This is a genomic window from Azospirillum palustre, from assembly GCF_002573965.1.
Classification (GTDB): Bacteria; Pseudomonadota; Alphaproteobacteria; order Azospirillales; family Azospirillaceae; genus Azospirillum; species Azospirillum palustre.
Genome location: NZ_PDKW01000039.1, coordinates 244,954 through 255,610 on the forward strand (window position 1 = coordinate 244,954; position 10,657 = coordinate 255,610).

Genomic DNA, 10,657 nt, shown 5'->3' on the forward strand with positions numbered 1-10,657 from the left:
GGCTCCTGCGAACCGGGGCGTTCGTGCAATCGCGTATCGAACGGATCTCAGGCGGCGCGGATTTCCGCCAGGAACGCGTCGAGTTCGCGTTTCAGCAGGGCCGCATCGGTCGCCAGCGTGTCGGCGGACTGCTTGACCTGACCGGCCGCCACCCCGCTGTCGCGCTCGGCCTTCTGGATGTCGACCACGCTGTGCGAGACCTCGTTGGTGCCGAGGGCTGCCTGCTGGGCGTTGCGGCTGATCTCGTCGGTCGCCGCACTCTGCTGCTCGACCGAGGCGGCCATCTCGGCGGCCGACTGGTCGATCTGCTCCACTTGGCCGATGATGCCGCGCATCGCCTCCACGGTCCGGTCCGACGCCGCCTTCACGGTGCCGATCTGATGGCCGATCTGCTCGGTCATCGCATGGGTCTGGCTCGCCAGATTCTTGACCTCGCTGGCGACCACGGCGAATCCCTTGCCCGCTTCGCCGGCGCGGGCCGCCTCGATGGTCGCATTCAGCGCCAGCAGATTGGTCTGGGAAGCCACGGCGTTGATCGACGCGACGACCTGATCGACCTGCTCGATGGCGGCGGACAGCGCATCCAGATGGCCGCGGGCCTGCTCCGCCCGCTCGGCGGTCACCTTGGAGCGCTGGGCCGCCTGCACCACCCGCCCCGACAGGCCGCGGATCGCCGTCGACATCTCCTCGGCAGCCGACGCGACGGCCTGCACATTGACCGACGCCTGCTCCGACGCCGAGGCCACCGACGTGCAGTCCTGCTCGGCCTTGCGGACCGCGCCGGACAGCTGCGAGGCGGTCTGCTGGAAACCGCTGGCCGACAGGCCGAGCTGGTCGACGATGCGGCCGACCCGGCTTTCGAACCGGTTCGCCAGATCGACCACCGCCGCCCGCTTTTCAGCGTCCGCCTGAGCGGCGGCGCTGCGGCGCTCCTGCTCCATCTGGCGGTTGCGCAGGATGTTCTCCTTGAAGACCTCCAGCGTGCGCGCCATGCCGCCGATCTCGTCCCGCCGCCCGCGTTCGGGCACCTCGGCGTCCAGATCATGGTCGGCAAGCCGCAGCATGACGCCATGCACGCGCGACAGCGGACGCGTCACGCTGCGGGCGACCGCCCAGCCCAGCAGCAGGGCCAGCGCCGACAGCCCGGCGACCACCAGCCCGAACACGGTCATCATGCCGACGAAGGCCGAGCGCAGGTCGTCGGTATAGACGCCGGTGCCGATCACCCAGTCCCATGGTTCGAAATGGACCGAGTAGGCCAGCTTCTCATAGGTCGGACCCTTGGGGTCGTTGGGCCGCGGCCATTCGTAGGTCACGAACTCCGGCACCGGCGTCAAAGCGCCGCGCACCGCCTCGCGGATGACATAGACGCCGTTGCGGTCGCGGATCTCGGCACCGCTCTTGCCGATCAGCGCCGGGTTGGCATGCATGACGTTGATGACCTGCGAGGTCCAGATCCACAGATATTCCCCGTCGGCGTAGCGCATGGCGCCGATGGCCGTTTTGGCGCGATCCTTCGCATCCTCCTCGCTCATCACGCCGTCCTGCGCCAGCTTGTGGAAGCGGGCGGCGATGCTTCCGCCGCTCTCGGCGATGAAGCGGACGCTGTTCATCCGCTGCTCGACCAGCGCACGGTTGACGAAATGGCCGCCGACCGCCGCCACCAGCCCGGCGGCGATGATCGACAGCGACGCGAGGAATCCGATTCGCCACCGCAACGGCAGCTCCGACAAACGCATGATTCTTTCTTCCCTCTTTCCGGCCCGCTTGCGGTGGCCGGACCGCCGTTACGGGCCGCGGCCCGCACCGGCGACGATGCTGGTCACCGCTTCGACGGTGCCATGGTCTGCGGAATGGACCCGGTTCACCTCGTTGAACGCGGCGATCTGGGCGTGACTGACATGGCTGAAATGTTCCGCCGCCCGCAGGGCGAGGGCCGGCCCGTCTGAGGCGTCGGCGACCGCGATGTGGAGGGTGACGGACACCTCGATAATCTCTGCCATACTACTATCCTTCAAAAGGGTACAAATGGTCGCGGAGCCGCTGCCATCCGGGGGCATCGGCGGCTCCGCATGTCTCGATCGGATCAGGCGCGCTCGACGCAGAGGGCGACGCCCATGCCGCCGCCGATGCACAGGGTGGCGAGGCCCTTGCGGGCGTCGCGCCGGCCCATCTCATGCAGCAGGCTGACCAGGATGCGGGCGCCCGACGCGCCGATGGGATGGCCGAGCGCGATGGCGCCGCCATTCACGTTCACCCGGCTCTCGTCCCAGCCCATCCCGGCATTGACCGCCAGCGCCTGCGCCGCGAAAGCCTCGTTCGCCTCGATCAGGTCGAGGTCGTCCACCGACCAGCCGGCCTTCTGCAAGGCCAGCTTCGAGGCCGGGATCGGCCCGGTGCCCATGATGCTGGGATCGACGCCGGCCGTCGCCCAGGAGGCGATGCGCGCCAGCGGCGTCAGCCCGCGCCGCTTGGCATTCTCCGCCGTCATCAGCACCAGCGCGGCGGCTCCGTCGTTGAGGCCGGAGGCGTTGCCGGCGGTCACGGTGCCGTCCTTGGCGAAGGCCGGACGCAGCTTGGCCAGCGTCTCCAGCGTGGTGCCGTGCTTGGGATATTCGTCACTGTCGACGATGGTGTCTCCCTTGCGGCCCTTGATCGTGACCGGGACGATCTCGTCCTTGAAGCGGCCGGCCGTCTGCGCGGCTTCCGCCTTCTGCTGCGAGGCCAGCGCGAATTGGTCCTGCCGTTCGCGGCTCAGGTCCCAGGCGCGGGCGATGTTCTCGGCGGTGGTGCCCATGTGGTAGTTGTGGAAGGCCTCCCACAGCCCGTCCCGGATCATGCTGTCGAGCATCTCGGCCGTGCCCATCTTGGTGCCGTTGCGCAGATGCATGAGGTGGGGCGACAGGCTCATGTTCTCCTGGCCACCGACCACCATCACCTCGGCGTCGCCGCAAAGGATAGCCTGCCAGCCGAGCGCCACCGCGCGGAGGCCGGAGCCGCAGACCTGATTGATGCCGAAGGCGGTCTTCTCGACCGGGATCCCGGCCTTGACCGCGGCCTGACGGGCGGGGTTCTGGCCCTGGCCGGCGGTCAGCACCTGGCCCAGGATCACCTCGGACACCTCGGCGGCGTCGGTGTGGGCGCGCGACAGCGCCTCGCGGATCGCGGTGGCGCCGAGTTCATGGGCGGGCACGGACGCCAGCGCGCCGTTGAAGCTGCCGATGGCGGTGCGGACCGCGCTGGCGATGACGATCTCGGTCATGGAGGACTCCTGAGAACGATGTGTCTTGCAGGAACAATTGTGTCTTGCAGGAAGGAAGGCCGCCGCGTCCGTTCGGTGGAGCGCGGCGGCCGGTTGGTCGTTGACGGTCAGAAGTAGAGGCCGATCAGGAAGATGGGCAGCGTGATGACCAGGGCCGTCGCGCAGTAGCCCATGATGTCGCGCACCCCCAGCCCGGCGATGGCGAGCGCCGGCAGCGCCCAGAAGGGCTGAGCCATGTTCATCCACTCCTCGCCATAGGCGATGGCCATCGCCGCCTTGCCGAGATCGACGCCGAGCTGCTGGGCGGCCGGCATGATGAACGGACCCTGGACCACCCAATGGCCGCCGCCCGACGGGACCGCGAAGTTGATCAGGCCCGACGACAGGAAGGCGAGGACCGGGAAGGTCTCCTTGTTGGCGATGTCGACGAACAGGTTGGTGATCAGACCGCCCAGGCCGGAATGCTCCATCATGATCTGGATGCCGGCATAGAAGGGGAACTGCACCATGATGCCGGCGGTGCCGCGGGCGGCGTTGGCGACGGCGCGGGCATAGGCCATCGGCGTGCCGTGCAGGATCAGGCCGGCCACCAGCATGATCAGGTTGACCGTGTTGATGTTGAGGTCGAAGCCCTTGGCCTGGAAGTGCAGGAACAGGTAAGCGATGCCGAGTGCGGCGACGACGAAGCCGAGGATGCGGCTCTCCTCCAGCTTTTCAGCCGGGCTGGCGTCGGGGCCGAGGACGCGCTTGGTCGAGGGCTCCGGCTTCAGCAGCGCCGGATCGACCGCCACGACCTCGTTCGCCTTCGGGTGCATCATCCAGCAGATCAGCGGCAGGACGACGATCAGCGCCAGCGTGATGCCGACATTGTAGGTGGTGAAGATGGTGTCGGAGATCGGGATCAGGCCGACCGTCTTCTCCATCGGGTTGCCCTTGGTCGCGGCGACCAGCGGAACCGAGGCGGAGAAGCCGCCGTGCCACGTCATGAAGCCGATATAGGCCGAGGCGATCAGCAGCCGGTAGTCCGATTTCGGGACGCGGCGGGCCACCTCGCGGGCAAACATGGCGCCGACGACGAGGCCGAAGCCCCAGTTGACGACGTTGGTCACCGCGGCGGCGAAGCAGACCAGCATGACGCCCTGGGCCGGCGTCCTGGCGATGGAGGCCACCCGCCCCATGACGGCGCGCACCGGCTCCGAACTGGCGAGCGCATGGCCGGTGACCAGCACCAGCGCCATCTGCATCGAGAAGGCCAGCAGGTTCCAGAAGCCGTTGCCCCACATGCGCACCAGATCGACCGGACTGCTCGGCGTCAGCCACCAGGCGAAGCCGAAGGTCAGCACGGTCAGGATGATGGCGAAGATCAGCGGGTCGGGCAGATAGCGGCTGACCAGCCAGGTCAGGGCGCGGGAAATCGGCGTGATCGGGTTGAAGCGGGCGCTGGTCTCCGGCGCCGGCGGGGGGGCTGTGGTGACGCTCATGGCGGGTCTCCGGCACGAGGAGGGCCGTTCCCGCGCCGCCGGCTGCACGGCCGGGCGGCGCGGGGAGGACGGTTTCCCCGACGATCAAGATGGGCCGATGCGTGAAGAACGGCGGTCAGGCGGCGACCGGCATGACCGGCACGGCGGACGGGACGATCAGTTCGGCTCCGGTCTGGGCCAGCACGTCGGCGACCGTGACGCCGGGTGCCACCTCGCGCAGCACCAGCCCCTTGTCCGTCGGCTCGATCACCGCCAGTTCGGTGACGATCAGGTCGACCCGCCGCACCGAGGTCAGCGGCAGTTCGCAGCGCTTGACGATCTTGGGCGTGCCCTTGGCGCTGTGCTGCATGGCGACGATCACCCGCTTGGCGCCGGAGACCAGATCCATCGCACCGCCCATGCCGGGCACCATCTTGCCGGGCACCATCCAGTTGGCGAGCCGGCCCTCCTCGTCGATCTGGAGGCCGCCCAGTACGGTCACGTCCAGATGCCCGCCGCGGATCAGGCCGAAGGACATCGCGCTGTCGAAGGACGCGGCCCCCGGAACGGCGCCGATGGGGCTGCCGCCGGCATCGCTCAGATCCTCGTTCTCCGCCCCCGGTTCGGGCACCGGGGCCATGCCGACGATGCCGTTCTCCGACTGGAAGAAGACGTTGACGCCGGCCGGCAGGTGGGCGGCGACCATGGTGGGCAGGCCGATGCCGAGATTCACCAGGTTGCCCGGCCGCAGTTCCAGCGCGACGCGCTTGGCGATCAGGGATTTCTCATCCATGGCGACGCTCCTTGGCGACCAGGCAGTCGACCAGCACATTCGGGGTGACGACGCTGTCGGGCGGAATGACGCCCACCGGCACGATGTCCTCGGCCTCGGCGATCACCGTTTCGGCGGCCATCGCCATCAGCGGGTTGAAGTTGCGCGCCGTCAGCGCGTATTCGAGATTTCCCAGATAATCGGCGCGCTTGGCGGCGATCAGGGCGAAATCGGCCTTCAGCGCCGTCTCCAGCAGATAGACCGTGCCGTCCAGCTCGATGCGCTGCTTGCCCTCCTCGACCACCGTGCCGACGCCGGTGGGGGTCAGCACGCCGCCGAGACCGAAGCCGCCGGCGCGCACCCGCTCGGCCAGCGTGCCCTGCGGCACCAGCTCGACCATTGTCTCGCCGGCGATCATCTGGCGCTGGGTCTCGGAATTGGTGCCGATGTGGCTGGCGATCACCTTGCGCACCGCCTTCGCCGTGACCAGCCGTCCGATCCCAACGGTGGGGCGGGCGGTGTCGTTGGCGATGACCGTCAGGTCGCGCTTGCCCTGGCGGAGCAGCTCATCGATCAGGTGGGGCGGCGTGCCGACCCCCATGAATCCCCCGATCATCAAAACCGCGCCATCGGGAATCATGGCGACGGCCTCTTCCAGCTTTCGCACTTTACTCATTCGACGTCTCCCTTGGACGTCGGGGTGCGGCGGATCGATCTCCGCCGGCAGCCCCGCGGGCGCGGAGCCCGCCCCGGGATCCCGGACCGGGATCCTTGAGAGGTGGACCGCGCGCTCATTCTTGGTTTCATAGCGCTGCGATCGGGAGCCCCGCGACATCCAGGCCAGTGCCGTGGACCGTCTGAGCCGGCCGATATACCCACACTCTAGCAATGGATGTGCCAAAGGCCGGCTCCGGTCCGGATGGCGGAGAAATCCAGCCTCTGCCCTGGAGTTCGGCGACTGCCGCCGGTCGGAACCGGGAGAAAGCCGGCCCGGCCGCTCCATCCGGTGCGCAACTTTGTGCGTGCTGCGCAAGAACTTGCGCAGCAGCCCCTTCAGACCGTCCGTTCAGGAAATGCCGTATTCCTGTAGCTTGTAGAGCAGCGAGCGGCGGCTGATCCCCAGCTGCTGGGCCGTCTTCATCCGGTTGCCGTCGTTGCGGGCCAGCGCGTCGGCCACCACGCGCGCCTCGAAGCGGCTGACCTGCTCGCGCAGGCTGCCGGCGGCGGACGGGGCGGGGGCGCCGTCGCTGTCGGTATCGGTTGCCGGTTCGCTGTCGCCGGCCTGCCCGGCGATCTGCTCCGGCAAATCCTCGGTGACGATCATGGCACCGGTGCTCATCACCACCGCGCGCTCCATCGCATTGGACAGTTCGCGGATGTTGCCCGGCCAGCGGTAGGCCAGCAGGCGCTCCATCGCCTGCTCGTCGATGCTGCTGACCTCGATGCGGTTCTCGGCGGCGAAGCGTTGCAGAAAATGGCTGGCGAGCAGGCGGACATCCTCCGGCCGCTCGCGCAGCGGCACCGTCCTGAGCGTCACGACATTCAGCCGGAAATAGAGGTCCTGCCGGAACAGCCCCTGGCGAACCATCTCCTCAAGGTTGCGGTTGGTGGCGACGATGACGCGCACATCCGTGCGCACCAGTTCGGTGCCGCCGACCCGCTCGAACTCACGCTCCTGAAGCACGCGCAGCAGCTTCACCTGCAGGCTGGGGGAGATGTCGCCGATCTCGTCGAGGAACAGGGTGCCGTGCTCCGCCTGTTCGAAACGGCCGCGGCGGCGCGCCTGCGCTCCGGTGAAGGCGCCCTTCTCATGGCCGAAGAACTCGCTTTCCAGCAGACCTTCCGGCACCGCGGCGCAGTTGACCTTGACGAAGGGGCCAGCATTGCGCGGGCTGTTGTAGTGGATGGCCGCAGCCACCAGCTCCTTGCCGGTTCCGCTCTCGCCGGTCACCAGCACGGTCGCGTTGCTCTTGGCGACCTTGGCGATGGTCTGGAGAAGCTCGCTCATGCGCGGGCTGGCGGTCAGGATGCGGTCGGTGCGATAGCTGCTGGACAGTTCGCGGTGCAGGGTGGCGATGTCGTCGCGCATCCGGCGCATCTGCAACGCCCGCCCGACCTGCAGCAGGATCTCGGCGATGTCGAAGGGCTTGATGACATAGTCGAAGGCGCCGTCCTTGATCGCCTGGACCGCAGCGCCGACCTCGGCATAGGCGGTCATCAGGATCACCGCGGTGGAGCGGTCGAGCTTGCGGATTTCCGCCAGCGCCTGCAGGCCGGTCATCCGCGGCATGCGGACATCCATCAGCACCACGGCATGGCGCTGCGCCGCGAAGGCGGCGACCGCCTCCACCCCGTCGGCGGCGGTGGTCACCGACAGCCCGTCGCGCGTCAGCACCGCGGCAAGCATCGCGCGGATCGCCTCGTCGTCGTCCACCACCAGGACGGCCGGTGCCGAAATGGCCTGCAGGACAGGAAACTGGGTCGTCATGCGTCAACCGCCCGGTTGTGAAGGATGGGAATCCGCAGGGTCACCGTGGTGCCGGCACCCGGCACGCTGGCGATGGCGATGGTTCCATGATGCGCGTCGACGATCCGGTGCGCCATCGCCAGCCCGAGCCCGGTTCCCTGCGGCTTGGTCGAAAAGAAGGGATCGAACACCTTGTCGAGGTTCTCCGGCGCGATTCCCTCGCCGTCGTCGCTCACCGTGATGACGGCCTCGCGGCCATCCGCCGCCATGGCGGTGGCGATGGCGATGCCCCCGGTTTCCGAGGTCGCCTGGACCGCGTTGATGATCAGGTTGAGCATGACCTGCTTCAGCGCCTCGCCGTCGGCTTCGGCCAGCGGAAGATCCGGGGCGGGATGCAGGGCGATGCGGGCATTCGACTTGCGCCCGGCCAGCAGGGACACCTCGCGGATCAGGTCGTTCAACTGCACCGGCAGGAAGGCCGGCGGGCGGGGCCGGCCGAACTCCAGCAATTCGGTGACGAGGCGGTTCAGGCTGTCGACCTGCCGCACGATCAACGGGGCATAGCGCTGCCACTCGGCGACATCGTCGGAACTTTCGAGGAACTGCATGAAGCCGCGGATCGAGGTCAGCGGGTTGCGCACCTCGTGGGCGAGGCCGGCGACCAGCTCGCCCAGCGCCGCCAACCGGTCGGCCCGCATGATCTGGGTGCGGAGCCGCTGCTGCTCGGTCAAATCCTTCAGCACCACCACCGCGCCGATGGCCTCGCCGTGGCTGTCGCGCAGCACGCTGCTCGATACCGTGAGATGAAGCGTCTGCCTGGTCCCCGGAAAATCCAGCGCCACGCCGACATGCTGCCGGCCGGTCTTCAGCGTGTCGAGCAGCGGACTGGCGAAGCGGCCATCCGGCTTGAACAGGGACTCGTAGGGCCTGCCGATCACCTCGGCGGCGCTCACCCCGATCATCGCCTCGGCTGCCGGGTTGAGTGCCGTGACCTGCCCGGCCCGATCCACGGCGATCACGCCGTCGGCGATGCTGTGCAGGATGTTTTCGGTCAGGGATTTGGCATCCAGCAGGGCGCGGGCCATGGCGTTGACCTCGACCGCGATGGCGCCAACCTCGCCCGGCGGCGGCCGGATCGCGTCGCCAAGGTCGCTCCGCATGCGGAGCAGGCCGTCGATGATCTGGCGGATGTCGCGGCCGACCCCGCGCGTCAGCACCTGCGTCAGCACAAGCCCGAGCAGTATTCCGCCAAGGCTGACGGTCAGGACCGCCCGGTCCATGGCGGCGGCCTGCCGCTCCACATCGTCGGAAAGCTCGTTGGCCCAGATGTAGCCGATCACGCCGCCGTCGCGGAGGATGGGCAGCATCGCGTTCAGGATGAAGCCGCGCACCTGCCGGCCGCTTTCGACCGCCTGCCTTCCGCTTTCCAGCACATGCCAGCCCGGATGCTCCGGCGGTATGGTGGTGCCGACCGTCGCGCTGTAATCCCGGCTCGGCCCATAGGTGATGATGGCGTTGAGCGCCTTGCTGTAATAACCGACCCCCACGCCGGGATTCGCCCCGGCGATCATGTCGGTGAAGGGGGTCAGCCGGCCCGACAGGACCCGGATGGCGGCATCGCGGTCGCCGGCCAGAACAGCGGTATCGACACCGGCATCGGTCAGAAGGGAATCGAAGCCGGAGCCGAGATGAGCATCCAGCAGGCGCGTCAGGCCGAAGAGCTTCTCCGACTTTTCCCGGACCAGCGCCTGCCGCCCCTCCCGCTCCAACAGATAGCCGGTCAGCGAGATGGGCAGGACCACCACGGCGAGCGAAACCAGAAGCAGCTTGCCGCGCAGGGTGCTCGGCAGGGAACGGCGGATCCAGTCAAGGGGCCACATGGCACCCACTCCTTCCACCCGGGCATGGCCCAGCCCACGCCGCGGTCCCGCGGCCATAGCAGATTTGCGGCAGGCCGGGGAAGGAGGAACGCCTCCTTCCCCTGCTGCTGCCGCATCACCAGACCGGCTCCCGGATCAACCGAGGTTGATGTCGGAGAGCGAGAGCACCGTGCTGTTGTAGACGCTGAGCAGCCGGGCCTCGGTGGCGGCCACCTGTCCGTCGCCGTTGGTGTCGACCACCTGATACAGGGCCGAGCTGGTGCCGTTGTTGGCCAGAACCAGCATGCTTGCACCGGCCGACGAGTTCGTCAGCGTCCCCAGGGCAGTGCGGAAATTGGCGAGGCTGGCATCCGTCAGGCTGCCGCTGACGACCGAGGCCAGGCTCACCAGCTCGTTGGAGCCGATGTTCATGCCGTTGGTCGCAGCAGAGGCCGTCGAGAGCGAGGCATCGCCGTTCTTGTCCGCAGCGGTCCGGGCCGTGCCGGTCAGCTGCACCTTGTCGGTGCCCGACTGGAAGTTCGAGACCGAGACGAAGCCGGTGTTCGCGCCCAGCGCCGGGATGTCGGGGGCCGAGATGTCGGTGAAGGACGAGTACACCACCGTGTCGGTGCCGCTGCCTGACGCCAGGGCGATGCTGTCGCCCGTGCCGGCCCGGAAGCGGATGCCCGAACCGCCGGTCACCGTGATGGCGTCGGTGCCGGCACCGCCGATCAGCGTCTCGACGTTTTGGACCGACATGGTCACACCGGTGTCACCCAGCGTGATCACGTCGTTGCCGGTGCCGCCGGTCAGGGTCTCGATGCCACGCAGCAGGAC

Annotated in this window: 9 protein-coding genes; all 9 read right to left on the minus strand. The window is 68.3% G+C overall.

The window, feature by feature from the left end; translation table 11 throughout:
* Window positions 1–47: 47 nt before the first annotated feature.
* Complete coding sequence (locus tag CRT60_RS07290) at window positions 48–1,739, minus strand: methyl-accepting chemotaxis protein (protein ID WP_098735767.1); 1,692 nt, start codon at window positions 1,737–1,739, stop codon at window positions 48–50.
* 48 nt (window positions 1,740–1,787) lie between these two features.
* Window positions 1,788–2,003: a hypothetical protein gene (locus CRT60_RS07295; protein WP_098735768.1), complete on the minus strand. Its 216-nt coding sequence runs from the start codon at window positions 2,001–2,003 to the stop codon at window positions 1,788–1,790.
* 83 nt (window positions 2,004–2,086) lie between these two features.
* Entirely contained in the window at window positions 2,087–3,262 is a 1,176-nt protein-coding gene (locus tag CRT60_RS07300) for an acetyl-CoA C-acetyltransferase (protein WP_098735769.1), read from the minus strand.
* A 107-nt stretch (window positions 3,263–3,369) separates the two neighbouring features.
* Entirely contained in the window at window positions 3,370–4,743 is a 1,374-nt protein-coding gene (locus CRT60_RS07305) for a TIGR00366 family protein (protein ID WP_098735770.1), read from the minus strand.
* A gap of 115 nt (window positions 4,744–4,858) precedes the next feature.
* On the minus strand, window positions 4,859–5,515 hold the full coding sequence (locus CRT60_RS07310) for a 3-oxoacid CoA-transferase subunit B (RefSeq protein ID WP_098735771.1): 657 nt from the start codon (window positions 5,513–5,515) through the stop codon (window positions 4,859–4,861).
* A complete protein-coding gene (locus CRT60_RS07315) occupies window positions 5,508–6,170 on the minus strand; it encodes a 3-oxoacid CoA-transferase subunit A (RefSeq protein ID WP_098735772.1) in 663 nt (220 codons plus the stop codon). Before CRT60_RS07315 ends, CRT60_RS07310 begins: the two co-directional genes overlap by 8 nt.
* 390 nt (window positions 6,171–6,560) lie before the next feature.
* Complete coding sequence (atoC, locus tag CRT60_RS07320; protein WP_098735773.1) at window positions 6,561–7,982, minus strand: acetoacetate metabolism transcriptional regulator AtoC; 1,422 nt, start codon at window positions 7,980–7,982, stop codon at window positions 6,561–6,563.
* A complete protein-coding gene (gene atoS, locus CRT60_RS07325) occupies window positions 7,979–9,841 on the minus strand; it encodes a two-component system sensor histidine kinase AtoS (RefSeq protein ID WP_098735774.1) in 1,863 nt (620 codons plus the stop codon). Before atoS ends, atoC begins: the two co-directional genes overlap by 4 nt.
* A 135-nt stretch (window positions 9,842–9,976) precedes the next feature.
* Window positions 9,977–10,657 (minus strand): calcium-binding protein (locus CRT60_RS07330; RefSeq protein WP_204561742.1); only part of this gene is annotated, 681 nt, incomplete at its 5' end.

Excerpts from the sequence above, each read along its gene's own strand:
- CRT60_RS07305 (WP_098735770.1), bottom strand. The coding sequence starts at position 4,743 with ATGAGCGTCACCACAGCCCCCCCGCCGGCGCCGGAGACCAGCGCCCGC.
- CRT60_RS07290 (WP_098735767.1), bottom strand. The coding sequence starts at position 1,739 with ATGCGTTTGTCGGAGCTGCCGTTGCGGTGGCGAATCGGATTCCTCGCG.
- CRT60_RS07300 (WP_098735769.1), bottom strand. The coding sequence starts at position 3,262 with ATGACCGAGATCGTCATCGCCAGCGCGGTCCGCACCGCCATCGGCAGC.
- CRT60_RS07310 (WP_098735771.1), bottom strand. The coding sequence starts at position 5,515 with ATGGATGAGAAATCCCTGATCGCCAAGCGCGTCGCGCTGGAACTGCGG.
- atoS (WP_098735774.1), bottom strand. The coding sequence starts at position 9,841 with ATGTGGCCCCTTGACTGGATCCGCCGTTCCCTGCCGAGCACCCTGCGC.
- CRT60_RS07295 (WP_098735768.1), bottom strand. The coding sequence starts at position 2,003 with ATGGCAGAGATTATCGAGGTGTCCGTCACCCTCCACATCGCGGTCGCC.
- CRT60_RS07315 (WP_098735772.1), bottom strand. The coding sequence starts at position 6,170 with ATGAGTAAAGTGCGAAAGCTGGAAGAGGCCGTCGCCATGATTCCCGAT.
- atoC (WP_098735773.1), bottom strand. The coding sequence starts at position 7,982 with ATGACGACCCAGTTTCCTGTCCTGCAGGCCATTTCGGCACCGGCCGTC.